The organism is Methylophaga muralis (assembly GCF_001720165.1).
GTDB classification, from domain to species: domain Bacteria; phylum Pseudomonadota; class Gammaproteobacteria; order Nitrosococcales; family Methylophagaceae; genus Methylophaga; species Methylophaga muralis.
Genome location: NZ_MCRI01000016.1, coordinates 1 through 24,670 on the forward strand (window position 1 = coordinate 1; position 24,670 = coordinate 24,670).

24 protein-coding genes and 2 pseudogenes are annotated in these 24,670 nt (G+C 45.7%); 22 read left to right on the forward strand and 4 right to left on the reverse strand.

Annotated features, from left to right (window positions below):
- Positions 1–326: 326 nt before the first annotated feature.
- From pqqA to A9E74_RS08020, 11 genes and pseudogenes are all read left to right on the forward strand, one after another.
- Positions 327–398: a pyrroloquinoline quinone precursor peptide PqqA gene (pqqA, locus tag A9E74_RS14050; protein ID WP_081443609.1), complete on the forward strand. Its 72-nt coding sequence runs from the start codon at positions 327–329 to the stop codon at positions 396–398.
- A gap of 328 nt (positions 399–726) precedes the next feature.
- Positions 727–1,451: pseudogene (pqqB, locus tag A9E74_RS07975) on the forward strand (pyrroloquinoline quinone biosynthesis protein PqqB).
- 20 nt (positions 1,452–1,471) lie between these two features.
- On the forward strand, positions 1,472–2,200 hold the full coding sequence (pqqC, locus tag A9E74_RS07980; RefSeq protein ID WP_069296109.1) for a pyrroloquinoline-quinone synthase PqqC: 729 nt from the start codon (positions 1,472–1,474) through the stop codon (positions 2,198–2,200).
- Positions 2,197–2,481: a pyrroloquinoline quinone biosynthesis peptide chaperone PqqD gene (gene pqqD, locus A9E74_RS07985; protein WP_069296110.1), complete on the forward strand. Its 285-nt coding sequence runs from the start codon at positions 2,197–2,199 to the stop codon at positions 2,479–2,481. The genes pqqC and pqqD overlap by 4 nt, the downstream gene beginning before the upstream one ends.
- On the forward strand, positions 2,453–3,646 hold the full coding sequence (gene pqqE / locus A9E74_RS07990) for a pyrroloquinoline quinone biosynthesis protein PqqE (protein ID WP_176718912.1): 1,194 nt from the start codon (positions 2,453–2,455) through the stop codon (positions 3,644–3,646). Before pqqD ends, pqqE begins: the two co-directional genes overlap by 29 nt.
- A 425-nt stretch (positions 3,647–4,071) precedes the next feature.
- Positions 4,072–4,896 (forward strand): ABC transporter ATP-binding protein, encoded by an 825-nt coding sequence (locus tag A9E74_RS07995; RefSeq protein WP_245652112.1) that lies wholly within the window; start codon positions 4,072–4,074, stop codon positions 4,894–4,896.
- Complete coding sequence (locus A9E74_RS08000) at positions 4,893–5,678, forward strand: ABC transporter permease (RefSeq protein ID WP_069296111.1); 786 nt, start codon at positions 4,893–4,895, stop codon at positions 5,676–5,678. Before A9E74_RS07995 ends, A9E74_RS08000 begins: the two co-directional genes overlap by 4 nt.
- A gap of 199 nt (positions 5,679–5,877) precedes the next feature.
- On the forward strand, positions 5,878–6,537 hold the full coding sequence (locus tag A9E74_RS08005; RefSeq protein WP_245652108.1) for a protein-L-isoaspartate O-methyltransferase family protein: 660 nt from the start codon (positions 5,878–5,880) through the stop codon (positions 6,535–6,537).
- Positions 6,538–6,552: 15 nt separating this feature from the next.
- The gene (locus tag A9E74_RS08010; RefSeq protein WP_069296112.1) at positions 6,553–6,879 is read left to right on the forward strand and encodes a rhodanese-like domain-containing protein; all 327 of its coding nucleotides are present in this window, start codon (positions 6,553–6,555) and stop codon (positions 6,877–6,879) included.
- 9 nt (positions 6,880–6,888) lie between these two features.
- Entirely contained in the window at positions 6,889–8,211 is a 1,323-nt protein-coding gene (locus A9E74_RS08015; RefSeq protein ID WP_069296113.1) for a TolC family outer membrane protein, read from the forward strand.
- Positions 8,212–8,224: 13 nt separating this feature from the next.
- Entirely contained in the window at positions 8,225–8,776 is a 552-nt protein-coding gene (locus tag A9E74_RS08020; protein ID WP_069296114.1) for a hydrolase, read from the forward strand.
- Here A9E74_RS08020 and A9E74_RS08025 read toward each other — a convergent pair.
- The 4 genes from A9E74_RS08025 to hemL form a co-directional block, all read right to left on the reverse strand.
- Positions 8,773–9,024, reverse strand: a complete 252-nt coding sequence (locus A9E74_RS08025) for a DUF1289 domain-containing protein (protein WP_342670169.1) — start codon at positions 9,022–9,024, stop codon at positions 8,773–8,775. The genes A9E74_RS08020 and A9E74_RS08025 overlap by 4 nt on opposite strands.
- Before the next feature lie 74 nt (positions 9,025–9,098).
- Entirely contained in the window at positions 9,099–10,610 is a 1,512-nt protein-coding gene (locus A9E74_RS08030) for a B12-binding domain-containing radical SAM protein (RefSeq protein ID WP_069296149.1), read from the reverse strand.
- A gap of 37 nt (positions 10,611–10,647) precedes the next feature.
- Entirely contained in the window at positions 10,648–12,090 is a 1,443-nt protein-coding gene (gene sbcB / locus A9E74_RS08035) for an exodeoxyribonuclease I (RefSeq protein WP_069296116.1), read from the reverse strand.
- A complete protein-coding gene (gene hemL / locus A9E74_RS08040; RefSeq protein WP_069296117.1) occupies positions 12,091–13,377 on the reverse strand; it encodes a glutamate-1-semialdehyde 2,1-aminomutase in 1,287 nt (428 codons plus the stop codon).
- 66 nt (positions 13,378–13,443) lie between these two features.
- Between hemL and A9E74_RS08045 the strand changes: the two genes are divergently transcribed.
- From A9E74_RS08045 to A9E74_RS08095, 11 genes and pseudogenes are all read left to right on the forward strand, one after another.
- Entirely contained in the window at positions 13,444–14,781 is a 1,338-nt protein-coding gene (locus tag A9E74_RS08045; protein ID WP_069296118.1) for a LapD/MoxY N-terminal periplasmic domain-containing protein, read from the forward strand.
- Positions 14,778–15,413, forward strand: a complete 636-nt coding sequence (locus A9E74_RS08050) for a response regulator (protein ID WP_069296119.1) — start codon at positions 14,778–14,780, stop codon at positions 15,411–15,413. The genes A9E74_RS08045 and A9E74_RS08050 overlap by 4 nt, the downstream gene beginning before the upstream one ends.
- 331 nt (positions 15,414–15,744) lie before the next feature.
- Positions 15,745–16,511 (forward strand): annotated as a pseudogene (locus tag A9E74_RS08055) (DUF3450 domain-containing protein).
- Positions 16,508–17,869: a MotA/TolQ/ExbB proton channel family protein gene (locus A9E74_RS08060; RefSeq protein WP_069296120.1), complete on the forward strand. Its 1,362-nt coding sequence runs from the start codon at positions 16,508–16,510 to the stop codon at positions 17,867–17,869. The pseudogene A9E74_RS08055 and the gene A9E74_RS08060 overlap by 4 nt, the downstream one beginning before the upstream one ends.
- Positions 17,870–17,909: 40 nt before the next feature.
- Positions 17,910–18,374 (forward strand): MotA/TolQ/ExbB proton channel family protein, encoded by a 465-nt coding sequence (locus A9E74_RS08065; protein WP_245652109.1) that lies wholly within the window; start codon positions 17,910–17,912, stop codon positions 18,372–18,374.
- A gap of 8 nt (positions 18,375–18,382) precedes the next feature.
- Positions 18,383–18,790, forward strand: coding sequence for an ExbD/TolR family protein (locus tag A9E74_RS08070; RefSeq protein ID WP_069296122.1), 408 nt, complete (start codon positions 18,383–18,385; stop codon positions 18,788–18,790).
- Complete coding sequence (locus A9E74_RS08075) at positions 18,762–19,472, forward strand: energy transducer TonB (RefSeq protein WP_245652110.1); 711 nt, start codon at positions 18,762–18,764, stop codon at positions 19,470–19,472. Before A9E74_RS08070 ends, A9E74_RS08075 begins: the two co-directional genes overlap by 29 nt.
- Positions 19,472–20,695, forward strand: coding sequence for a tetratricopeptide repeat protein (locus A9E74_RS08080; RefSeq protein WP_245652111.1), 1,224 nt, complete (start codon positions 19,472–19,474; stop codon positions 20,693–20,695). Before A9E74_RS08075 ends, A9E74_RS08080 begins: the two co-directional genes overlap by 1 nt.
- On the forward strand, positions 20,688–21,254 hold the full coding sequence (locus tag A9E74_RS08085) for a class II aldolase/adducin family protein (RefSeq protein ID WP_069296123.1): 567 nt from the start codon (positions 20,688–20,690) through the stop codon (positions 21,252–21,254). The genes A9E74_RS08080 and A9E74_RS08085 overlap by 8 nt, the downstream gene beginning before the upstream one ends.
- Before the next feature lie 78 nt (positions 21,255–21,332).
- Positions 21,333–23,480, forward strand: a complete 2,148-nt coding sequence (gene ovoA, locus A9E74_RS08090) for a 5-histidylcysteine sulfoxide synthase (RefSeq protein WP_069296124.1) — start codon at positions 21,333–21,335, stop codon at positions 23,478–23,480.
- A complete protein-coding gene (locus tag A9E74_RS08095) occupies positions 23,467–24,663 on the forward strand; it encodes a MalY/PatB family protein (protein WP_069296125.1) in 1,197 nt (398 codons plus the stop codon). Before ovoA ends, A9E74_RS08095 begins: the two co-directional genes overlap by 14 nt.
- Positions 24,664–24,670: the final 7 nt, after the last annotated feature.

A 24,670-nucleotide genomic window follows, 5' to 3' on the forward strand; every position in this document is an offset into this window, starting at 1 on the left:
CTTACAAAGCACTGTCTAGCTGGACTAACCTGGGTGGTATTCTGAGCGTATTTAGCCTGTAAGACTGCTAGAAAGTCTATAGTTAATAAATAGACAAGTAAGTTAAATTAAGAACCCGGCATCATTGATGTCGGGTTTTTTTTTGCTGAAATTTAAACAAGTTCGTAGTAAAAATTTCAGGCTATTTTTCCTGATACCCATTCAGGAAAATCCTGAACTTCAAGAGGACAATTGCTGACGCTACTTATCCCACATCACCGTAATATGCTTGTACCGCGTGAATCGTTCAGGCGGCGTTAAATACAACTATTAGAGAGGAATTTATTATGTGGACTAAACCAGAATATTCAGACATGCGTTTCGGTTTTGAAGTAACCATGTATATCTGCAATCGTTAAGATTTAACGAGCAAATATGTGTCCGGGGTGAATGCCCCGGACATCTTCAACCGACCAGCAAATCAGACCGCTTTACGTTACGATGACGATCCATAATAAATCAGTGTGATTTGCTGAATAGTCGACAGGAAAGAGAAATATGCACATACATGTCATGGGGTCAGGCGCCGGCGGAGGTTTTCCACAATGGAATTGCAACTGCAACAACTGCAAAGGTGTGCGTGAAGGAACAGTAAAAGCGAGCCCTCGGACACAATCGTCAATTGCCATCAGCTCTGATGGTGTGGATTGGATTTTGTTTAACGCTTCACCTGATATCAAAAAACAAATGGATGATTTTCCGGCATTACAACCCGCCAGAGAAGTTCGTGATACCGCCATCAAAGCAATTCTGATTACTGATGCACAAATTGATCATGTGACAGGTCTGCTGACACTGCGTGAACATAACAAGCCTTGGGATATCTACTGTACTGAAGCGGTACATGGTGATCTGACCACTGGCTTTCCGGTATTTAATATTCTTGGTCATTTTCGTGGTATCAACTGGCACGAAATCAAAACCGATTTGAAGTCATTTACTATCCCGGCAGCACCAGGCTGATATTTACCGCCGTGCCACTAAAGAGTGAAGCGCCACCCTATTCACCTCATCGTCACAATACCGTGCCGGGCGACAACGTCGGCATTCGTGTTGAAGATACCCGCACTGGTAAAAATGTGTTTTATGCGCCGGGTCTTGGAGTAGTTGAAGATCACGTACTTGAATTTATGCGTAATGCTGATGTGGTTTTAGTAGATGGCACGGTTTGGACTGATGATGAGATGTCAAAAGAAGGCATTAGTGATAAACGTGCCCAGGAAATGGGCCATATCAACCAGTCAGAAGAGGGCGGTACGATCAGTTTCTTAAATTCGATGGAACGTCCACGCAAGATTTTGATTCATATTAATAATACCAATCCGATCCTCAATGAAGAATCGGCAGAACGTCAGGTGCTGAACAACGCAGGAATTGAGTTGGCATATGACGGCATGGATATTGAGCTATAACAATCGGGAAAGGGCAAACGATGGCTGACAACACACCATGGTCAAGAGAAGAATTTGAACAGAAGCTGCGTGATAAAGAGCAGTTCTATCACATCAATCATCCGTTTCATAAACTGATGCATACGGGCAAGCTGAACCAGAAACAGGTTCAGGGCTGGGTAGCAAATCGCTTTTATTATCAAACCGCGATTCCTATTAAAGATGCGGCAATTATGGCCAACTGTGAAGATGCCGAAGTACGTAAACATTGGGTACAACGCATTTTGGACCACGATGGTTTTGAAGGTCAGGAAGGTGGGATTGAAGCCTGGTTACAACTAGGTGAAGCGGTGGGTTTACCCCGCCAAGAACTGACTTCTTATGAACATGTTTTACCAGGTGTACGTTTTGCAATTGATGCGTATGTTAATTTTGCCCGCCGTGCGCCATGGCAGGAAGCGGCCGGTTCCTCTTTGACTGAGCTGTTTGCTCCGAAGATTCATCAGGCACGTCTGGATAACTGGCCTGAACTGTATCCATGGATTGATGAAAGTGGCTATCGTTATTTCCGTAAACGCCTAAGCGAAGCCCGCCGGGATGTGGAGCACGGACTACAAATAACGCTGGATTATTGTGATACGCGTGAGAAGCAGCAGCGAGCATTGGATTTGCTGCAATTCAAGCTGGATATCTTATGGACCATGTTGGATGCAATGTGGATGGCGTATATTGAAGATCGCCCACCTTATTGTATGGATGTTGAAAAATGACCAAGCGGGTATTTAACGCAGATAGTGTGCCGGTTTTGGCATTAGGTTACCGCTTTCAATGGGAGCCAATGCAGGATTGTTACGTATTGCTCTATCCCGAAGGCATGGTCAAATTAAACCCGGCCGCCGGTGAAATATTGAAGCGTATCAGCGAGAAAAAACAGACCGTCAGCGAGTTAATTGCTGAACTTAAAGTCGCCTTTGATGGCGCAGATTTAGACGATGACGTCTATCAGTTTTTGGAGGAAGCACATGGCAACGACTGGATCAGAGCAGAATAAAGCACCCGGCAGCACCGGTGGTGCTCTGGGGATGAATGTACGTGATGCTATCCGACAGCCATTATGGCTCTTGGCTGAGCTGACTTATGCTTGTCCGTTACAATGTCCATATTGTTCAAACCCGATGGATTTCGCCAAAATCAAAAGCGAATTGACCACCGAGGAATGGATTGATGTATTCAAACAAGCCCGGGCAATGGGAGCGACACAACTTGGTTTATCGGGCGGTGAGCCTCTAGCCCGCCCGGATATAATTGAATTAATTCGTGCTGCACGTGATTTGGGCTTTTATACCAATTTGATTACTTCTGGTATTGGTTTGGATTCAAGTAAAGCTATCGCATTTAAAGAAGCCGGACTGGATCATATCCAGGTTAGTTTCCAGGCAAGTTCAGAGGATTTGAATAATCTGATTGCCGGTACCGATGCATTTCAACATAAAATTGAAATGGCCAAAGCGGTTAAAGCTGCGGGTTATCCGATGGTATTGTGTTTTGTTACCCATCGGCAGAACATCGATAAAATCGACGAAATCCTGGATCTGGCAATCAATTTGGATGCGGATTATGTCGAGCTGGCGACCACTCAATATTACGGCTGGGCTATGCACAACCGTGATCAATTATTGCCTTTGAAAGAACAGCTGGTTCGTGCTGAGCGCATCGCGCATGAATATCAGGAACAGCAAAAAGGCAATATGAAGATCTATTACGTTGTGCCTGATTATTATGAAGATCGTCCTAAAGCGTGTATGAATGGCTGGGGCAATGTGTTCCTGACAGTCACTCCGGATGGCACGGCTTTACCATGCCATGCTGCACGTGAGTTACCTGGCATGACCTTGCCGAATGTCCGTGATACCAGCGTGAAAGAAATCTGGGAAGATTCCAACGACTTTAATCGTTTCCGTGGTTTTGATTGGATGAAAGAGCCATGCCGCAGCTGTGATGAAAAAGTAAAAGACTTTGGTGGCTGTCGTTGTCAGGCTTATATGTTGACTGGCGACCCAGCAGCAGCTGATCCGGTTTGTAGTAAATCTCCTAATCGACATGTTGTTGACGAAGCAATTGAACGTGGGCGTCGGGAGTCTGAAAAACCAATCGAAGTCGCCAAGCCATTGGTATTCCGTAACCCGAAAAACTCGAAACAAATCAGTGGATTCTGAGTGAGGGTCTGTTGATCTTTCATAGCCACCACTGCTGGAGGCACATTTTGTCCAACAAGGCGGTAATGATGCGGTGTAGTCGTTCTACATAAATCATTTCCAACGCAGTGGAGCGGAATGTGCCCCCAGCCCTCCGGGTTGTGATTGAAAAAACACCACACGGTGTTGCTCGTCATTCATTTAGAATAACTACAAAAACGTCTGGAACGTTTTTGAGCGTAAGCCCTAAAGGGTGAGATACATGGATGTATCTCACAAACTACATTCCTCGCGCCTTGTGTGGCGTTTTTTCAATTCACAACAGAGGCCGCTATGAAAGATCAACAGACCCTAACAATTAAGACCAGCGGCCTGACCAAACAATATGGTCAGGCGTTGTCGTTAATGGGCTGGATCTTCAGGTCAAAGCGGGTCAATGTTATGGACTGTTAGGTCCTAATGGTGCTGGTAAAAGCACTACTATTCATATGCTCACCACCATGACTTCGCCTTCAGCAGGTGAAGCCTGGATTGCTAACCGATCCATATCGGCTGATCCGGTGGCGATTCGACGTTCGGTTGGCTTGGTGTTTCAGGATTCAGCTTTAGATCGCACTATGACGGTGGATGAAAATCTGCAGTTTGCCGCCGCGCTGTATGGCATGTCTAAAAAACAGGCTAATGAGCGTATTGAAGAGTTATTAGCCGTATTTAATCTCGGTGCTCGACGTGATGCCAAATTGCTGGCGCTTTCTGGTGGTCAGCGTCGTGCTGTGGATATTGCCCGTGGTGTATTACATCAGCCGCAAGTGTTATTTCTCGATGAGCCTACAATTGGGTTGGATTTACCAAACCGGCGATCTATCTGGCGTTTTGTCGAACAGTTGCGTCGTGAGCATGGCATGACAGTATTTTTAACCACCCATTATCTTGAAGAGGCAGTCGCTTGTGACCATGTTGATTTCATTCAGCGTGGTGTGTTGCAAAAAGGTGGAAAGCCCACTGACTTGATGCGACAACTTGCTGCCTATGTATTGGAAATTGAATGTGTGGATGTTGAACACGTGGTTTCGCGTCTAACCCCGCAGTTTGGTCAACCGATTATCGAAGATGAACAATTAAGCTTTTTGATTAAAAATGCCGAAACCGATCTGCATTCTCTGCAACAAGCGTTGGGCAATAGCATTAATGCTATGCGCTGGCGCAAACCGAATCTTAATGATGTGTATCTATGGAAAGTCTGTCCACCAGATCAGGAGCAGGCAGCATGAGCTGGTTACCGGTTAAAGCGGTTGTAGGGCGTGAGCTGACAAAATTATTCCGTCAAAAGGCCCGTTTATTCAGTTCAATGGTAAGACCCATGATTTGGTTATTAGTCATTGGATCGGGTGTCGGTAGTATGCTTAGTGGAGAACAGCAGGAAGGTTATCTGCAATTTTTGGTGCCCGGTGTGTTGGCAATGACTTTGTTATTTGCTGCGTTGTTATCGGCTTTAACACTAGTCTACGACAAAGAATTCGGTGTTATGCGAATGATGATGATCGCACCAGTGGCGCATTACTGGATTGTTTTATCCAAGCTGATTGCCGCCACAATTACCGCTATGGTGCAGGCATTATTGCTATTGGTGATATTACTGTTGATTGGTTTGATTGATATCAAGATAGCATTGTTGTTGATACCACCCGCGTTATTAACAGCGGTGGCATGCGCGTCGATGGGTGGTTTGATTGCAGTATTTTCCAAAACATTGGATAACTTTGCAGTAATCATGAATTTCTTTATTTTTCCGGTGTTTTTCCTTAGTGGTGCGTTATATCCGGTGAGCCAATTACCGGATATTTTGCGGTATGTAGTGCTGATTAATCCATTCAGTTATGGTGTGGATCTTCTGAAACATGCCGTTCCTGCTGCTCAGTCGGATTTTTCTATTTGGACAGATATTGCGGTGCTTATAATCTTTTCTGCAGTCGCAATTGGGATCGCCTGCTGGCGTTTTTCTCGAGAATCGGTTCATGAGCCGTTGTTTCATCGTGCGACTAAGCGTGGTTAAGTAAAACAAATTTGGTGTTTGACTGCTAGAAAATCCACGCTCAGTCTCAACAGATCACTCACTAGTAATTTACTCTGCAACCAATCAAAGTCGCTCAGCTATTTCTACTTGAATTAGCAATACAGCTGCGGTTGCGCAGCCCATGGAAAGGCCCTATCCTAGCCAATTTAAAGCAGCAAGTAACGCTCAGGAATTACCAATGACATCCACCATGAATCCAGCTCATGCGAATATGGTCTGGCAGCAGGTACGGCCCAATGAAGTTTCCAATCCACAAGTTCTGGAGGCTTTACAACAGATTGATCGTGCACAGTTTGTCTCGGATGACTACAAAGAACTGGCTTATTCAGATACTCGATTGCCGATAGGCTGTGGGCAGTTTATGTGGACACCACTGGAAGAAGGGCGGATTTTGCAGTTCCTGCAATTGAAACCCACTGACTCGGTCCTGGAGATTGGCACGGGCAGTGGTTTTTTCACCGCATTGATCGCACAACTGTCTTCAAACGTCATTAGTATTGAGTATTTTGATGAACTGTCTAAATTAGCCAGCTCAAGACTGGAATCGGCTGGTATAAATAATGTGACTTTACATTGTGGCGATGCCAGTCATCGCTGGAATCTGGCCGATCGAATTGATGTCATTGTAGTGACGGCGAGCTGTCAGCAGGTGCCGGAAGATTATCTTCATGCACTCAAAGTTGATGGTCATTTAGTTGCAATCACTGGGCAGCCACCGGCGATGCAAGTGCAGCGCATAACCCGTTCCGGCGAATGGCAATGGCAAACCGAAAATTTATTTGAAACTGTCGTTGCACCCCTGGTGCACGCTGAAACAAAAACTGAATTCACTTTTTAACGTAGAGAACGTGTTATGAAACAAATGTCAGCAACTCAATTAGATGAATTTTTGCAGGACCACGGGCAGGAAGCCATTTTGATAGATGTGCGTGAAGCACACGAGCTTGCTAACGGCATGCTGGAAAATGCACAACATATCCCGATGAATAGTATTCCGGCCCATGTGGATGAACTTGAAACGGTGAAAGACAGTCCGATAGTGTTGATTTGCCGTTCTGGTCAACGCAGCGCTCAAGTCGGCCAATATCTTGAACAATTAGGTTTTTCTGACGTAATTAATCTTGAAGGTGGTATGAACGCCTGGGCAGCGCAAATCGATACCAGCATGAACGTATATTAAGGATTGAGCATGAAGTCGCTGTTTATCGTTAGTTTTTTTGCAGCTGTATTTTGTCGACCGGCATTGGCGGTTCAAGATCTGGTAGATATTTATTATCTATCTGTCCAAAGTGATCCGATCCTCATGGCGCAAGGCGCAGCACAACGAGCAACCGGCGAACTAGCTGATCAGGCCGATGCAGCATTTTTACCGCAGATTGATATTGTTGCTAACAATAGTCGGGTATGGAGTGACAGCTCATCTCAACGTTTTGGGGGCACCAGTGAATACAATGACCACGGTTACACTTTAAGTCTGGTACAACCGATTTACCGGCGTAATAATTTTGTGCAATCCCGTCAGGCAGATATTGCCATTGAAGGTGCGGCTGCCAATTATCAATTTGCCGAACAGGAACTGATTGTTCGTGTTGCTGAACGGTATTTTGCGGTATTGGGTGCAGAAGATGATCTGAGTTTTGCCCTGGCAGAGCTTGAAGCGATTGAAAAACAACTTGAACAGGCCGATCAACGATTTGAGGTTGGCTTGGCAACAATTACCGATGTCAGCGAAGCTCGTGCTGCTTATGATCTCGCCAACGCCGCCGTTATTGAAGCTGAAAATTTGGTGGCAAATAGCCGTGAAGCTTTGCGTGAAACGGCCGGTGTCTATCCTGGTAATCTGGCTGAACTCAGAGATGAAACACCGCTGGTTAAACCAGAACCTGAAAGTATTGATGAGTGGAGCGAGCAGGCCATCGTGATGAATCCGGTTTTGCTTGCTGCTGGCAGCAATGTCGGCCTTGCCAGAGAAAATATCGAGTTTGAACGTAGCGGGCATTATCCGACATTGGATTTAGTCGCCCAGAAAGGTTACACCTCGCAAAGTGACAGCAACTTAAGCGGTAGCAATAAAACCCATCAGAAGATATTAGGTTTGCAGGTCAATATCCCGATTTATGCCGGTGGTGTGGTCAGCTCCAGAACCCGTGAAGCCAGTTTCCGGCTGGATGAAGCGATGCAAAATGAAGAAGAACAACGGCGAGCTATTTTACGGCAGACGCGTGCAGCTTATAACAGTGTGATGTCGGGTATCAGCAGGGTGAATGCGTTAAAACAAGCGGTATATTCCAACCAAAAAGCATTGGAATCCACCGAAGCAGGTTTTGAAGTTGGTACTCGCACGACAGTGGATGTGTTGAATGCGCGCCGTGAATTATTCAGTGCATTACGTGATTATTCGCGTTCTCGTTATGATTATGTAGTGAATACATTAAGGTTGAAACAGGCGGCCGGTATTGTTAGTACCAATGATATTGAACAAATCAATCAGTGGTTGGAACCTAGGGCTTAAGGAGTCTTATTGCATGATGGCAAATTCCCAAGACAGCGTTTTAGTCGTAATCGATGTGCAACAGAAACTGGCTCAAGCCATGCCTGAAGGTGTGCATGAGCGCCTGACGAATCAGATTAAAATTCTGCTTACCGCCGCCAAGGTACTCAATGTTCCGGTTATTGTCACTGAGCAGTACCCCAAAGGGCTTGGACCCACGGAATCAGTGATTCAGAGCAACTTACCTATTGGTACAAAAACCATTGAGAAAACCTGTTTTTCCTGTATGCGCTCAGAGGATTTTCGCTATCAACTTGCTGCGACCAGACGCAAACAAGTCATTCTGGTGGGAATGGAAACCCATATCTGTGTATTGCAAACTGCATTGGCTCTAAAAGCTGAGAATTACAGTGTTCATGTGGCCGAAGACGGTGTTTGTTCGCGCGCAAAATGTAACCAGTACAATGCTTTGCAACGTATGCGTCATGCTGGCGTGGTGATCAGTAATGTGGAATCAGTATTGTTTGAATGGCTCGGCGATGCCAGTCACGCAGAATTTAAAACGCTGGCTAAATTGATTGTTTAACGATTTCGCTGTGTAGCGGATCGTTGCTGCCGTCTGGTTTTACAATTGATTACAGTGGCCTGCTTATCAGCTTCGCTCATTTTTTCCCAACGTAATATCTCATCCATCGTCCGAAAACAGCCCCGGCAGATATCCTGAGCATTAAGCCCACATTTTCCAATGCAGGGGCTGGGAGTGAATGATTTATCTGAGTTCATGATAGTGTCTGATCGTAGTTTGGCGCTGAGTTTGTGAAGCCCAACATTCATTGGCAGGGTAGGTTGGGTTGAGGTACGAAACCCAACAGCTTAAATTGGTTCCCAGCTAAGGCTGATTGTAAAGCTTAAGCATGAAACCGCTGGCGTTTATTTGCCGTGCCGACTTTGGCAGGTTTGTTTAAGGTTGGCAGCGCTTCATAATCCGGCTGACCTTTGAGACCTGCACGAGCATAATCCAGCCGCAGATGATCTTTGACCAGTTCCGCCGGGTGATGCATATCTTCTGTCAGCACAACATAAATCAGTTCAAACAGTCGTTTCAAGGCAATTTTGGCGGTTTGGCCGGTACGCTGATAAATCTGATCTGACAATGTCATAAAATGCCAGAACGGTTGTTCATCCAGCAGCAACGGCAGGGTATTGATGAAGCGTCCGGAGTTGCCGATTAAATCCCAATACCGGGCAAAACGATTGACCCGTTGCATGGTAGAAAAGTCGATTTCACGGCTGCTGAGCAGGTTATAAGGCGGCAGGGGATTGAAGCGTAAATCACTGGGTTCATTATGCCGGTTCAATGGCGCACCACGTAGACGTTTGAGAATGCCGACCTGAATTTCATGAGGGTTCAATGCGATTAATTGATCAAAGCTATCAGCAAAATTTTCCAAGGTATCGCCAGGCAGACCAAAGATCAGATCAGTGTGTAAATGCGCGCCGCTATGTTCACGCAGCCAGAGAATATTGTCTTTGCTTTTATCATTGTTCTGCTTGCGACTGATGCGTTCCTGAATTTCACTGTCAAAGGTCTGAATACCGATTTCAAATTGCAGGCTATTGGGCGGAAATTTCTGTAAAACTGATTTCAATTTGTCTGGCAGATTGTCCGGTACAACTTCAAAATGCAGATACAAATCATCGCTCATTCGTTCCAGGAAAAACTCCAGAATGGCAATGCTTGTGGTGATTTTCAGATTAAAGGTACGGTCGATAAATTTAAAATTTCGCACGCCGCGCTGCCAAAGCTGATCTATTTCAGCGAGAAACGCATCCAGTGGAAATGCCGTCGCGGTTTTATCCAAAGCCGATAAACAGAACTCACACTTGAATGGACAGCCACGGGATGCTTCGACGTAAATTAACCGGTTGCGAATATCTTCATCGTTGTAAAAACGATAGGGCAGAATCAACTGCTCCAGTGGTGTTGCCCGGCCATCAATATATTTAGTTGCAGGATTTTCATTGCGCAGTAATTTTTCACACAGCTCACGAAAATCCTGTTCGCCGGGTCCGGCAATCACGTAGTCGGCCAGCTCACACACTTTCGGTAAATCAGGTGAATGACTGACTTCCGGGCCACCGAGAATAATACGAATTTCAGGCTTAATCGATTTTAACAGCCCAACTACGGCCTCAATTTCACTAACATTCCAGATATACACACTGAACCCGATAACCTCAGGCTGATAGCTAAGCAATTTTTCAGCAATGCTTAGCGGTTGTTCTTGAATAGTAAATTCGATCAGTTCAGCGGCGGATTGCTGCTCACCGAGATTGGCATATAAATAACGCAAACCAAATGCCGAGTGCATATAGCGGGCATTAAGCGTAGTGAGCAGGATTTTGGCAGTAGTCGACATGCGCACATTGTAAATCAAACGTGGCCAATCAATCTGTTCAGTTAATTCCTAATGCGGTTTGTTGCTCGGTGACATAACGTTGTAAGTCGTCCAAAGTTTGCTGTTGGGCTGTGGTGAGGTCTTGCTGCCGACACTCCGCTAATGCGGCGTTAAATTTTTCAAATGTAAGTCCAGGCGACGCAGTTGCGGTTAATTTGTTACGACAGAACTGCTGCCATTGTTCCACCTCACTATCATTAAGCGATTCAGGCCAGTTACGCGCTCGGTAACGGAACAGCATTTCCGGTAATCGCAAATCATTAAAAGGAATTGATAACGTGCCCAATTGATCAGGAGCTGCTTCGCGAATCAGGGTCATTTTGTTTTTATCGCTGTCATCAAAGAATCCACCGCCATATAAGCTGGCATCAACATCGTCTATCTCATCAAATGATTTCTGACTGAACACAGCCTGCAATTTTTGCTGTAATGATTCACCGGCCTCACGTAATAGTTGCAGATGTTTATGACTTAATTCCCGATCAATTTGCAGCCGCTCGGCAGCGGCATCATCCAGCGTAGCTGCAGGCACAATGACCGGACATTTATTGATATGCACAGTTTTTAATGCCGGACGCGAAACACCTTCAGGTAAATCTTTAGTGGGCGTAAATAAACATTGCCGAATGGTATCGGCATCCTGCTCCAGTAACTCAGAGGGATCATGGCGCAGATCATAAACAATCACCCCATTGCTGTTATTGGGTTCTTTGGCAATTGGCACCACCAATGCCGTATTGCAATATTCAGAAGGGTACATGCGTGAGGTATGCAAAACCGGATCAGCCTGATGCAGGTTCAGTAACGGAGCAAGCTGCTGTTTACGGCGTAACTGATAAATATAGTCATACAGTTTTGGCTGACGATCTTTAATCAGTTTTGCCAAGGCGATGGTGGCATACACATCCACTAACGCATCATGTGCCCCCTTATGTTCTATACCGTTTGCTGCAGTTAAGGCTTCCAGACGAAAACTTGGCAGGCCATCTTCACGATTTGGCCATTCGATTCCTTCCGGACGAAGAGCCCGGGTGAGACGCACCATATCAATAATGTCCCAACGCGAATTACCGTTTTGCCATTCACGGGCATAAGCATCGTAAAAATTACGAAACAGGGCGAAGCGGGTAAATTCATCATCAAACCGCAAACTGTTATAGCCCACACCACAAGTGCTGGGCTGTGACAGTTCATTATGAATTTGTTTGATGAATTCGGCCTCAGTCAGACCTTCCTGCCGGGCTTTCTGTGGCGTGATGCCCGTTATTAAACTCGCCATTGGATGCGGTAATACATCGGCTGCCGGTTTGCAGTAAATCATCAACGGTTCACCGATGATATTCAGATCTTCATCGGTGCGAACTCCGGCGAACTGTAATGGCCGATCAAAGCGCGGATCGGTGCCAGTCGTCTCATAATCGTGCCAGTACAGCGTATTCATTTATAAGCTCGCCAATACCAGTTCAGCTGCTGCCAATGTGGCTTCAATTTCATCATCGCCATGTGCAGCAGAGACAAAGCCCGCCTCAAATGCAGAAGGTGCAAGATAGACCCCACGATCCAGCATGCCGTGATAAAACTTTTTAAAACGTTCCTGATCACATTGGGTGACCTGTTCAAAAAACTCAATGTTGTTTTCTTCGGTAAAGAAAAAGCCAAACATGCCACCAACATAATTAACACTCATCGGGATACCGGCCGCATCGGCTTTTTGTTTCAAGCCATTGGCTAATTTAGCTGTCTGTTGACTGAGGCGATCATGAAAACCGGATTGTTGCACCAGTTTCAAAGTCGCCAGGCCTGCTGCCATAGCCACCGGATTGCCGGATAACGTACCTGCCTGATAAACAGGGCCAAGCGGGGCAATCGAATGCATTACATCTTTGCGGCCACCAAAGGCTCCAACCGGTAAACCACCACCAACAACTTTACCCAAGGTAGTGAGATCCGGTTTGATTCCATAATGCTGCTGCGCACCGCCCAAAGCGACCCGGAAGCCGGTCATGACTTCATCAAAAATCAGCAGACTGCCGTATTGATCACAGACTTCGCGCAAGCCTTCGAGAAATCCCGGAATCGGTGGAATGCAGTTCATATTGCCAGCTACCGGTTCAACAATAATACAGGCCACCTGAGCACCAATTTCAGCAAAACACTGTTTGACTGATTCCATATCGTTATAGCGCAAGGTAATGGTGTGCTCGGCAATCGCTTTAGGCACACCAGCTGAAGAGGGTTCACCGAGGGTTAATGCGCCACTGCCAGCTTTGACTAATAACGAGTCTGCATGACCGTGGTAACAGCCTTCAAACTTAACGATTTTGTCACGACCTGTATGGCCGCGGGCAAGGCGGATAGCACTCATGGTCGCTTCAGTACCGGAGCTCACCATACGCACCATTTCCATTGAAGGTACTAATTCACAGAGCAAATCCGCCATTTCAGTTTCAATCGCTGTGGGCGCGCCATACCCCAGTCCATTTGCGCACATTTGCTGAACGGCCTCAATGACTTGCGGATGCGCATGACCGGCAATCATCGGACCCCACGAGCCGATGTAATCAATATATTTTTTGCCTTCCACATCGGTGAGCCAGGCACCTTTTGCGCTACTGAAAAATACCGGATCACCGCCGACACCTTTGAATGCACGTACTGGTGAATTGACGCCACCGGGGATATGTTTTTGAGCTTGAAGGAAAAGTTGTTGATTGCTTTGCGCTTGCATTTACAGAGTCCTGATTTGATGATGTGCGATAATTCTAGCCTATCACAGCGAGATAACTGACCCGACATGAGCCTGAAACTGCGTTTATTGATCATTGTAACCTTGATTCTGGTATTCAACTTTGTCGCCGCTGGCTATTTTATGATCCAGAATGCCCGCCAGGCGGTGGCTGCCGAAATGGCCTCCAGTACCCAGTTGGCGCGTGGATTATTGATCAATGCTTTACCGACATTAAGGTTTTCCAATGATTTGAGTGAACGGGTAACTTTGATCGTCGATAGTGTGCGACATACCCGCCATATCCGTGCCTGGTTTGAAGATATGAATGGCCAACCGTTGATTGGTCATGAAGAAGGAGTGCCATTCACTAATCGACCAGACGCGCCAGACTGGTTTATCCGATTAATGGAACCTGAAGCAGTCGCTTTTCGACGACTTATCACTCGTGGCAGTCAATCTTATGGTTATCTGGTAGTTGAAGCAGATCCCAGTGACGAGGTTACCGAGGTCTGGCGGGATATGGAAACTCTGCTATTTTTAGGTTTGTTTTTCCTGACAGTTATTTCCAGTTTGATCTATTTGGCGTTATTACATGGTTTAAGACCATTACAGCAATTAGCGGACGCCTTGGGACATCTGGAAAAAGGCGATTTTCATGCGCGGGTGGATACCGGCGGCGCCAAAGAATTAAAACCGATCCAGATTCGCTTTAATCATATGGCCGATGTCTTGGAAACTACCATGGCTGAAAACCATGCCCTGGCCGGAAACATGCTGACCTTACAGGAATCTGAACGACGAGATCTGGCACGTGAGCTACATGACGAGCTGGCACCGTGTCTGTTTGGTATCCGAGTCGATCTGGCTGAAATCGAACGCATTGCTATTGAAAATAAATTGCCGGATGTCGAAGAAAAAGTCAGCTCGGTTAAATTGATTACCAGCCACATTCAATCACTAGTACGTAAGATGCTGAGTCGTTTGCGGCCGATGACTCTGGATGATTTAGGTCTGGTGGAAGCCTTACGTGATATGTTGCATAACTGGCGTGACCGACAACCGGAAATTGATTGGGAATGGGATTTCGTTGGCGATTTCACCGGTCTTGCAGATACTTTGCAAGTGACGGTGTATCGCGTGGTGCAGGAATGTACAACCAATTGTGTTCGCCATGCAGAAGCCAGTCATGTACGGGTTGAAGTTAAGCGTGAAAAACAATATATAAAGGTTACAGTCACAGATGATGGTAAAGGTCTGGACACTTCTGCCGTGAAAGGCTTTGGTTTGATCGGTATGCGAGAGAGGGTCTCGGCATTAGGTGGTAAGATTGCGTTTGATACTGCCGAAGGTCAAGGTTTGCAGGTTCGGGTAATGATCCCTATGAAGAGTGAAAATAAAAAATGAAACCAAACATCACAATCCTTGTAGTCGACGATCATCCGATTGTCAGAGCGGGCTGTCGGCAGTTAATTCAGCAAATTCCCTCAGCCAAAGTAGTCGAAGCAGAGACTGGCGAAGAAGGTTACCGGATGTTTCAGGAACTGTATCCGGATATGGTGTTATTGGATATCACCCTGCCAGGCGTCGGTGGACTTGAAGTATTACGTCGCATTCGGGCCAATCGCGATACTGCCAAGGTCTTAATGTTCAGCATGCATGAAGATCCGGTATTTGCTTCTCGTGCCATGCAAGCTGGTGCGCGTGGTTATATCACCAAGAACAACGCTGCCGATCACCTGGTTGAAGCGGTGAGTAAAGTACTTGAAGGTAAAATTTACTTGAGTCCTGACATGGCGCAGCAACTGGCGATGTTAAACATTGATGCGGGTACCAGTGCGCTAAGTGATCTATCGCGCCGCGAATTAGAGATTTTACGGTTACTCGGCGAAGGTAAAAGCATGAATGAAATTTCGGACGTTTTAGGCATCAGTTATAAGACGGTCGCTAATAACCTGACACAAATAAAAGGCAAGCTGGACATCAATAAAACTGCTGAGCTGATGCGATTTGCAATCAGTCATGGTTTATCGTCCTAAGCGTCTGTATTACATGTATGTTTTTGAAAAGGAACATATTCCCGTTTTAAAAGGAGAAGTCGCTCATGGCGAATGGGCTTGCATTCAGTAAGCTGTATCACAAGTCCATAGGAATGTTCAGCTTCTATTGTCTTATATTTCTCTCTCCTTCTATGAAGGTTTAGCCAGACCCAATCGGTCTGGCTTTTTTTTGTCTTTTTTTTACACTTTTTTTCTCCATTGCTCGTCTAAATGATAAGAGATCGCATTTAGGCTTCCCTCTATGCGTTTTCTCTTATAAGATGTCGCTTTAATTTCCACCGCCGACATCCGGTAACACAAGGAAAACTTTATGCAATTCAATCTCAGCCGACTATGTTGCTTGCTTGGCATCTGGTTGGTGCCTACTTTCGCCTATTCCGGCGCATTGGACCAAGCCGTGGATCAACAGGTACAAACTGATACCGCGGCTCAACGTACTCAGCAACAAATTGACAGCCTGGATGATGAAACTCGTGAGCTGTTAGCCGAATATCGTAGCGTGCTGAATCAGAAAGAAAGTCTGGCGGCTTATAACAGTCAGCTGGAACAGTTAGTATCCTCGCAACAAGAAGAGCTGGTTTCAGTTGATGCGCAGTTAGCTAATATTGATACCACGCAGCGTGACATCGTTCCCCTGATGATCAAAATGGTCGAAGTGATTGAACAGTTTGTTGAGCTGGATAGTCCATTTCTGCCAGAGGAACGTGCGAGTCGTGTTGAACAATTAAAAACGATGATGCTCGCGCCGATGTGAATCTGGCTGAAAAATTCCGTCGCATTTTTGAGGCATATCAGGTCGAAACTGAATATGGCCGTACCTTGGAAGCTTATCAAGGAGAAATGGAAACTGAAGATCGCAGTCGCACCGTTGATTTTCTGCGGGTAGGGCGAGTAGGTCTTTATTACCTGACATTGGATCAACGTGAAGCGGGTATGTGGGATCAGGATACAAGAAGCTGGCAGCAGCTTCCGCGGGACTCAATTCAGTCTGTTGTACAAGGTCTGAAGGTGGCTCGTAAACAGTTACCACCTGATCTGTTAACCCTGCCGGTCAAAACGCCAGAGGCGATCCAATGAGAAACATTTCTATTTTTATAATTTCTTTACTGTTGTTGCCGCTGGCCGTTGTTGCCGATGATAAACCAGTGAACCTTGATCAGTTATTCGATCAAGTTAAACGTGAGCGGTTGATTGAACAAGAACAAAATCGAATTCGTGAAGCAGAATTTCTTCAGGCCCGCGATCGTCAAGCCCAACTACTGTCGGAGGCCAAAGCCGATTTAGCGGCAGAAGAGCGTCGAACTGAGCAGCTTAATGATGAATTTGAAGAGAATGAATTCAAATTAGCGGAAAAAGAGTCCCAATTACAGGAACGTTCAGGCTCATTGGGGGAACTATTTGGCTCCGTCCGACAAATGGCGAATGACAGCCGTGCCGTTATTGAAACCTCGATGACCACCGTTCAATACCCAGAACGTGTCGCTTTTCTGACAGGTTTAAGTGAACGTAAACAGCAGCCGACTATCGATGAGTTACGCGAGCTCTGGTTAGTGTTGCAACACGAGATGACACATTCCGGCAAAGTTGAGCAATTTAAAGCACAAGTTATCACCGCCAACGGTGAAGTTGCCGAAAGAGATGTAACACGCGTCGGTGTGTTTACCGCATTTAGTGATGGCAAATTCCTGCGTTACATGTCTGAAAACCGCACTCTGGTGGAACTGGCCAGACAACCTGTACAACGTTTACGCGATCAGGTTGAAGCGTTTGAAAACAGTGATGCCGGTGAATTAAAAACCGTGGTGGTTGATCCGACTCGCGGCGCCATCATGGCGTTACTTGTGCAAACACCGGACTTGCGTGAGCGTATCCAACAAGGTGGCTGGATTGGCTACATCATCCTGTTTTTGGGTGCGATTGGTTTATTGATTGCATTGATTCGCTTTGTGACCTTAATACGTCTGGAACGCGGTGTCAGCAAACAGCAAAAAACCAAAGAATTGAATCTGAAAAACCCACTGGGTCGTATTTTGTCTGTTTACAGCGACAAGATTGCCCAAGACGTAGAAACTTTGTCTCTGAAACTGGATGAAGCCATCCTAAGAGAAACTCCAAGTATTGAACGTGGCTTGATAACACTGGCAATTTTGGCGGCCGTTGCCCCAATGTTGGGATTATTAGGTACGGTTTCCGGCATGATTGAAACCTTCCAGGCCATCACTTTATTTGGTACTGGTGATCCAAAACTGATGTCTGGTGGTATCTCACAGGCTTTGGTGACGACGGAGTTAGGATTGGCCGTAGCTATTCCGATTTTGTTAATTCATAGCGCTTTATCAAGTAAGAGTAATCGGTTGATTCAGATCCTTGATGAAGAAAGTGCAGCGATAGTGGCACGTAACGCTGAAGCTCAAACCTTGCACCGTGACGGATAATTTCTTTCAAATACAGCTGCTGATGGAAAGCGGCGGCACAGTGCTCTGGCTGATTTTGCTGGCGTCTACTTTAATGTGGACGCTGATCATCGAACGTTACGTGTTTATTTGGTTTTTACATCCACGTGAAGTTCGCAAGATGATGGATGAATGGCATCAGCGTCAAGATTTAAGCAGTTGGTATGCGCAACAAATCCGTCAGGGCATGATTGCCGAAAGCCGGGTTATGTTGGAGCGGTTTCTGATTTTAATTCGTACGCTGACCGTCGCATTGCCGATGCTGGGTTTATTAGGCACGGTAAATGGCATGATCCAGACATTTGATGTTATGACCGTTTTCGGAACGGGCAACACTCGCGGTATGGCTGGTGGCATTTCAGTGGCATTGATTACAACGATGGGCGGCCTGCTGACCGCTTTATCAGGGCTCTATTTCATTACTCAGCTGGAACAGCGTGTTGCCAGAGAAGTCAATAATGTGGCTGACGCCCTACGCAGAGATTAGGAAAGTTTATGCGAAAACGACATTCCCGCCGTCAAAGTGGCGGTATAGCTGAAATCAACATGACACCATTGATAGATATGGTGTTTATATTGCTGATCTTTTTTATCGTCACCACCTCGTTTGTTAAAGAGACTGGTGTTGATGTAAACCGTCCATCGGCGAAAACAGCAGTAGAGAAAGAGCGGGCCAATATCCTGATCTCGATTCGTGAAAACGATGAAATCTGGATGGATCAACGGCAGATTGATCGGCGTGCGGTGAGAGCTAATGTAGAGCGTATGTATGCGGAAAATCCAGAAGGTTCGGTGATTATTCTGGCCGATGAAAATGCGAAAACCGGCCTGTTGATTGAGGTCATGGACCAGGCACGTTTGGCGGGAGTTGCGAATGTCTCAATTGCTGCTGAACGAGACTAGTCGCGGAGAATCACCGGCTATGCGGATCTTAATTGGACTATTACTGGCAATTGTCGTCAATTATGGTTTGTTTACCTTGATGAAGGAAATGACCAATTCAGATAGCAGCCTGTTTCGTGATGATAATGAAGCATTGGTTTTGGATTTCGTGCGTCTCAAGCCGGAAGAAACACAACCTGAGACAATAAAACGTGAGATCCCGAAAAAACCGCCACCACCGGAAGAACCACCGCCACCAACTCCGACTACGGCACCCAAAATGACGCAGCCTGATGTGCAGCAACCGAAAATGGATATGCCAAGAATTGATGTGCCATTGAATATTGCTGGTCAACCCTATTTGGGGGATTTCAGTGCAGAACCTGCCCCGGCGCCTTCAACAATGCCAGCACAACCAGGCCCGCAAATGGATGATGAGGTCGTGCCATTGGTACGTATTCCACCTAATTATCCTCGTGTTGCTCAGCGACGCGGAATTGAAGGCGTGGTGACAGTGGCGTTTACCATTACCCGTGATGGACAAGTTAAAGATCCCGTAGTGGTTTCTGCCAATCCGGAGAGTGTATTTGATAACGCAGCGATGACGGCGATTCTAAAGTGGAAGTTCAAACCTAAAGTGGTTGATGGCGAACCGGTAGAACGCCGCGCCACCCAGGAAATTGAATTTAAGCTGGCCAGATAATGATGAAGACATTAAATCAAAAAGTCGTTTTACTGACCTTATTAAGTAGTTTGGTCTGGCCGTTTAGTGTGCTGGCAAATGAGTATTTACTCAGTGAAAAAACCTACAACTCACTGAATGCAGCTCAGGAAAAAATGGAGCAACAGCAATACCGTCAGGCTGAAGCAGATTTAAAAAAACTGGTCGGCGAAACAGCAGCCGGCTCATACGAGCGCGCAGTGGTGTTACAAACACTGGGATATTTATATTCTGAAACTGAGCAATACAAACTGGCTGCAGATCAGTTTGAGCAGGCACTGGCACTGAATGCTTTACCGGAAGATGTAACACATAATCTGCGCTACAACCTTGCCCAGTTATTGATTGGTGATGACCGTTATCAGAAAGGTATCGATCTGCTTAATGAATGGTTGAAGAATGAGCCGCAAGCCAACAGTAATGCCTATGTTTTACTGGCAACCGCCTATTACCAAATCAATCAGTTTTCTAGAGCAGTAGAAGCTATCCGAACGGCCATTCAACGCGATAGAGCGCCAAAAGAAAGCTGGTATCGCTTGCAACTGGCGGCGCATATGGAAATGCAGCAATACAATCAATCAATAGATGTTCTGGAAATTCTGATTGAACGCTTTCCAGTGAATAAAACCTATTGGGATCAACTCGCTGCATTATATGCTCAACAGGACAAACGACTCACTTCATTGGCAGTGCAAATGCTGGCTAAACGCCTAAATATGGGTGATAACGATACTGTTATTCGTCTTGCCAATATGTATCGGTTTTTGAATATTCCGTATAAATCTGCTCAGTTATTGCAAAAGTCCATGGACGATGGCGTGATTGAACGTAATTTTAAAAATCTCGAATCATTGGCAGACAGCTGGTTAGCCGCCAGAGAAAATGAAAATGCGACCCAGGTTTTAGCCCGAATGCAATCGATGGATACTTCTGGCGAGACGGATTTGAAACTTGCTCGAGTCTTTATCAGCATGGAAAACTGGCCTGCAGCGGCTGGTCCATTGCAGCAGAGTTTGGAAAAATTACCTGAAGATAAACGCGGCCAAGCGTGGATGCTCTCCGGCATGGTCAATTATCACTTAGGAAATATGGAGCAATCCGAACAGCATTTAAATCGTGCTTTGGCCTTCGCTGAAGTGCGCAATCAGGCTTCACAATGGCTGAGACATTTACAGAATACGCGGTCGGATAAGGAAGATGCCTGAAACCGCACTGGCCGAGCTAAAAGGGCAATTGGTTCAACATTATCGTTGGCTACGCCAGTATGGTTGCAATGATTCGCATAGTGGTAATGCTTCATTGCGTTGGCATGATCAGATATGGGTAACGCCAACTGGCTGTTGTGCTGATACCCTAACCGCTGAAATGCTGGTGTTATGTGGTCTGGATGGACAAATTGGCGAAGGTGCTTCACTCGATGCGCCTCTTCATATAGCGACTTACCAATCTAATCCCACTGCAAAGGCTGTATTTCATAGTCATGGACCGCATGCTATTGCCATGACGATGAGCGGCGAAGATTTTATTCCAGTAGATTTTGAAGGGCAGTATTACTTCCCGATGGTGCCGGTTATTTCAATTGATTATGCGGAATATCTGGAAAAGTCACCTTCAGCCGTTGCACGCGGTCTTGCCAGTCATAAAGTTGTCATTGTTCGCGGGCATGGTGTGTATGCCTGTGCAGAAACCATTAATTTGGCTTATAAGTGGAGTTGTTCGGTTGAGCTCTCTGCAAAAACAGCCTGGCTGACTGCTCAACTATAATCTTTGACTGACGAAACCAATTAGTAAAGATTAAGTCAGATAGACTTCAACAGATATCCGTGAAGGGATTTTTGACACATGACTGCCGGAAAAGCCTTTTCTTTTTCTCTCCCAGAAACAACTAACTTACGCACTCCGCGGCTGGATATAAATGATACAGAAGCAATGCGTGCCGAACTTGCAACCTATTTTAATTCAACGTTTGAACGCTATGAATCTTTGTTCGAAACCTTGAAATCTGAAGAAGGTTTTTACCAGAAAAGCATTCCGTTACGTCATCCATTAATTTTTTACTACGGTCACACAGCGACTTTTTTTGTTAATAAACTGCTGTTAGCTGGTCTGTTAACCCAACGTATCAATCCACTGTTTGAGTCGATGTTTGCCATCGGCGTGGATGAAATGAGTTGGGATGATCTCAATGAAGCTCATTACGATTGGCCAACTGTTGCTGAGGTTAAGGCCTACCGTCAACAAGTTAAAAATTCGGTTAACCATCTGATTCAACAAGCACCACTGACTTTACCGATTAACTGGGAAAACCCCTGGTGGGCCGTGGTGATGTGTATTGAGCATGAAAACATTCATCTTGAAACCTCATCAGTATTAATACGTCAGCAGCAATTACACTGGGTGCAATATCAACCGGAGTGGAAAGCCTGTGATATTTCCGGACCTGCACCGGAAAACAAATTGTTACCAGTAGATGCCGGTAACGTAAAACTGGGGAAAAACTTTGATGATGCCTTTTACGGCTGGGACAACGAATACGGCCAGCATCAGGCTGAAGTGGGCGAATTCCAGGCCGCTAAATATCTGGTCAGTAATCAGGAATTTCTAACGTTTGTTGAAGCTGGTGGCTATCAGCAGCAACAGTATTGGTTGGAAGAAGGGCTGCAGTGGAGGGAATTCACCCAAGCCGAGCATCCGACGTTTTGGATTAAATCCGATCAAGGCTGGCAGTTGCGATTAATGACGGAAATAGTGCCAATGCGTTGGGATTGGCCGGTCGAAGTAAATTATCACGAGGCCAAGGCCTTCTGTCTGTGGAAAGCCGAAATAACTGGTGAAAATGTGCGACTGCCAACTGAAGATGAGTGGTATCGACTGGCACAAACTGCAAATGTTCAAGAGCTAAACCAAGCTCCAGCTCCAGCCAATATTCACTTGGATCATTTTGCTTCGTCTTGCCCTGTCAATCAATTCGCTCAAGGCGATTTTTATGATGTGACAGGAAATGTCTGGCAATGGACTGAAACCCTGATATATCCATTTGATGGTTCTCAAGTACATCGTTTATATGACGATTTCACCACCCCGACTTATGATGGAAAACACAATCTGATTAAAGGCGGTAGCTGGATTTCCTGTGGTAATGAAACTCGTCTATCATCTCGATATGCATTTCGCCGACACTTTTTTCAGCATGCAGGGTTTCGCTATGTCGTATCGGATTCGCCAGTGAAAAATCTGGATTCAAATTATGAAACCGACAAAATGCTGTCGGAATACGCCGAGTTTCACTTTGGTGAAAGCTATTTTGATGTACCGAATTTTCAACAAGCCATCGCTCAGCTTGCCATTGACAAAATGGGTGATAAGCCAGCCAGACGTGCTCTTGATTTGGGTTGTGCCGTGGGGCGAGCCAGTTTTGAATTAGCCCGACATTTTGATCAGGTTACTGGTATCGATTTCTCAGCCCGCTTGATCAATCTCGGTGTACAGCTCAAACGTGATGGGGTGATTCGCTACGCCGTTGCTGATGAAGGTGATTTATTGCTGTATCGTGAACAGCGTCTGGCTAATTTTGGTTTGCAGGATACCGCTCACAAAGTCGATTTTATGCAGGGGGATGCCTGTAATCTTAAAGCGACTTACAGCAATTATGATCTTGTGTTGGCAGCTAACTTACTGGATCGTCTGTATGACCCGATTTTATTCTTAAAACAGATCCACCAACGGATCAATGTCGGTGGACTGTTAGTCCTAACCTCACCGTATACCTGGCAGGAAGAACACACGGATAAAGCCAATTGGCTGGGTGGCTTTAAAAAAGACGGTGAAAGTTTTTCCACACTGGATGGTATTAAAAGCGTGCTGGAAAACCAATTTAAATTGATTGATGGGCCGTTTTCGCAAGCGTTTGTCATTCGTGAAACCCGACGAAAATTCCAGCATACTCTGTCAGAGGTGACTATCTGGGAACGTCTTGATGACGAAAATTGATTTTGACCAGCTGATTGATCGCAGCGGCACCAATAGTCTTAAATATGACGCACGCCAGCGTTTGTTTGGCCGGGATGATGCAATTCCGTTATGGGTGGCGGATATGGATTTTGCTGCTCCCAAGGCCGTTAGCCAAGCATTATCTGCCAGAGCACAACACCCGGTTTATGGTTACAGCGAGTATCCGGACGATTTATACCTTGCTACCCAGCAGTGGTTTTTACGACGACATCATTGGCATATTGAAGCCGAACAAATTCTGATTTGCCCCGGTGTTGTACCTTCATTGCATGCCACTATCATGGCGCTCACCGAGAAAAACGATCAGGTTATCGCTCAACCGCCAGTGTATTTTCCGTTCTTTTCAGCGGTTACAGAAACACAGCGTAAATTGGTATTAAATCCGTTAATTTTGCAGAATGACTTGTATCAGATAAATTTTGAGCAATTAGCTGCTCAAGCTGCTGATGGTGCCAAAATGCTGTTGTTATGTTCACCACATAACCCGGGTGGGCGAGTATGGACTGAGTCTGAGCTGCAAAAACTGCTGGAGATTGCCAGACAATTTCAATTGATTATTGTCAGTGATGAAATTCATGCCGATTTAGTCTTCACCGGACAAAAGCATATTCCGTTGGCATCACTAGCTAACGATGTTCCAATCATCACAGCCGTATCAGCCAGCAAGACCTTTAATATTGCCGGTTTAGGTATGTCGATGCTGATAGTACAGAACTCTCAACACAAAAAAGCGATTGAGGCAGTTTTTAATTCATGGCATGTCAGTGCGGCGAATCCATTCAGCATTGAAGCGACGATAGCGGCATACCAACAAGGCGATGAATGGCTAGATCAATTAATGATCTATCTTCAGCAAACTTATAAATGGGTAGAAAAGTTTTTTGCCGAACATTTACCGAAGATACGCGTATTGCCTTTGCAGTCGACTTATCTAATATGGCTGGATTGCCAGGCTTTGCAACTTGATGACAAACAACTGAGAACTTTTTTTGTGCAAAAGGCTGGTGTGGCGATGAATCCTGGACTAATGTTTGGAGAGGGCGGCAGTGGTTTTATGCGGATGAACATAGCGGCCCCAATGGCGGTTATCCAACAAGCCTGCCAGCAAATTGTTGCTGCATGGGAAAAAGCTGAATTAGCGGATTTTAAAGCGCAAAATTAATTGTATA

What these genes read in the sequence shown, in the direction of transcription:
- pqqC (WP_069296109.1), top strand. Translation starts at nt 1,472, where the DNA reads ATGGCTGACAACACACCATGGTCAAGAGAAGAATTTGAACAGAAGCTG.
- pqqD (WP_069296110.1), top strand. Translation starts at nt 2,197, where the DNA reads ATGACCAAGCGGGTATTTAACGCAGATAGTGTGCCGGTTTTGGCATTA.
- pqqE (WP_176718912.1), top strand. Translation starts at nt 2,453, where the DNA reads ATGGCAACGACTGGATCAGAGCAGAATAAAGCACCCGGCAGCACCGGT.
- A9E74_RS08000 (WP_069296111.1), top strand. Translation starts at nt 4,893, where the DNA reads ATGAGCTGGTTACCGGTTAAAGCGGTTGTAGGGCGTGAGCTGACAAAA.
- A9E74_RS08005 (WP_245652108.1), top strand. Translation starts at nt 5,878, where the DNA reads ATGACATCCACCATGAATCCAGCTCATGCGAATATGGTCTGGCAGCAG.
- A9E74_RS08010 (WP_069296112.1), top strand. Translation starts at nt 6,553, where the DNA reads ATGAAACAAATGTCAGCAACTCAATTAGATGAATTTTTGCAGGACCAC.
- A9E74_RS08015 (WP_069296113.1), top strand. Translation starts at nt 6,889, where the DNA reads ATGAAGTCGCTGTTTATCGTTAGTTTTTTTGCAGCTGTATTTTGTCGA.
- A9E74_RS08020 (WP_069296114.1), top strand. Translation starts at nt 8,225, where the DNA reads ATGATGGCAAATTCCCAAGACAGCGTTTTAGTCGTAATCGATGTGCAA.
- A9E74_RS08025 (WP_342670169.1), bottom strand. Translation starts at nt 9,024, where the DNA reads ATGAATGTTGGGCTTCACAAACTCAGCGCCAAACTACGATCAGACACT.
- A9E74_RS08030 (WP_069296149.1), bottom strand. Translation starts at nt 10,610, where the DNA reads ATGTCGACTACTGCCAAAATCCTGCTCACTACGCTTAATGCCCGCTAT.
- sbcB (WP_069296116.1), bottom strand. Translation starts at nt 12,090, where the DNA reads ATGAATACGCTGTACTGGCACGATTATGAGACGACTGGCACCGATCCG.
- hemL (WP_069296117.1), bottom strand. Translation starts at nt 13,377, where the DNA reads ATGCAAGCGCAAAGCAATCAACAACTTTTCCTTCAAGCTCAAAAACAT.
- A9E74_RS08045 (WP_069296118.1), top strand. Translation starts at nt 13,444, where the DNA reads ATGAGCCTGAAACTGCGTTTATTGATCATTGTAACCTTGATTCTGGTA.
- A9E74_RS08050 (WP_069296119.1), top strand. Translation starts at nt 14,778, where the DNA reads ATGAAACCAAACATCACAATCCTTGTAGTCGACGATCATCCGATTGTC.
- A9E74_RS08060 (WP_069296120.1), top strand. Translation starts at nt 16,508, where the DNA reads ATGAGAAACATTTCTATTTTTATAATTTCTTTACTGTTGTTGCCGCTG.
- A9E74_RS08070 (WP_069296122.1), top strand. Translation starts at nt 18,383, where the DNA reads ATGCGAAAACGACATTCCCGCCGTCAAAGTGGCGGTATAGCTGAAATC.
- A9E74_RS08075 (WP_245652110.1), top strand. Translation starts at nt 18,762, where the DNA reads ATGTCTCAATTGCTGCTGAACGAGACTAGTCGCGGAGAATCACCGGCT.
- A9E74_RS08080 (WP_245652111.1), top strand. Translation starts at nt 19,472, where the DNA reads ATGATGAAGACATTAAATCAAAAAGTCGTTTTACTGACCTTATTAAGT.
- A9E74_RS08085 (WP_069296123.1), top strand. Translation starts at nt 20,688, where the DNA reads ATGCCTGAAACCGCACTGGCCGAGCTAAAAGGGCAATTGGTTCAACAT.
- ovoA (WP_069296124.1), top strand. Translation starts at nt 21,333, where the DNA reads ATGACTGCCGGAAAAGCCTTTTCTTTTTCTCTCCCAGAAACAACTAAC.
- A9E74_RS08095 (WP_069296125.1), top strand. Translation starts at nt 23,467, where the DNA reads ATGACGAAAATTGATTTTGACCAGCTGATTGATCGCAGCGGCACCAAT.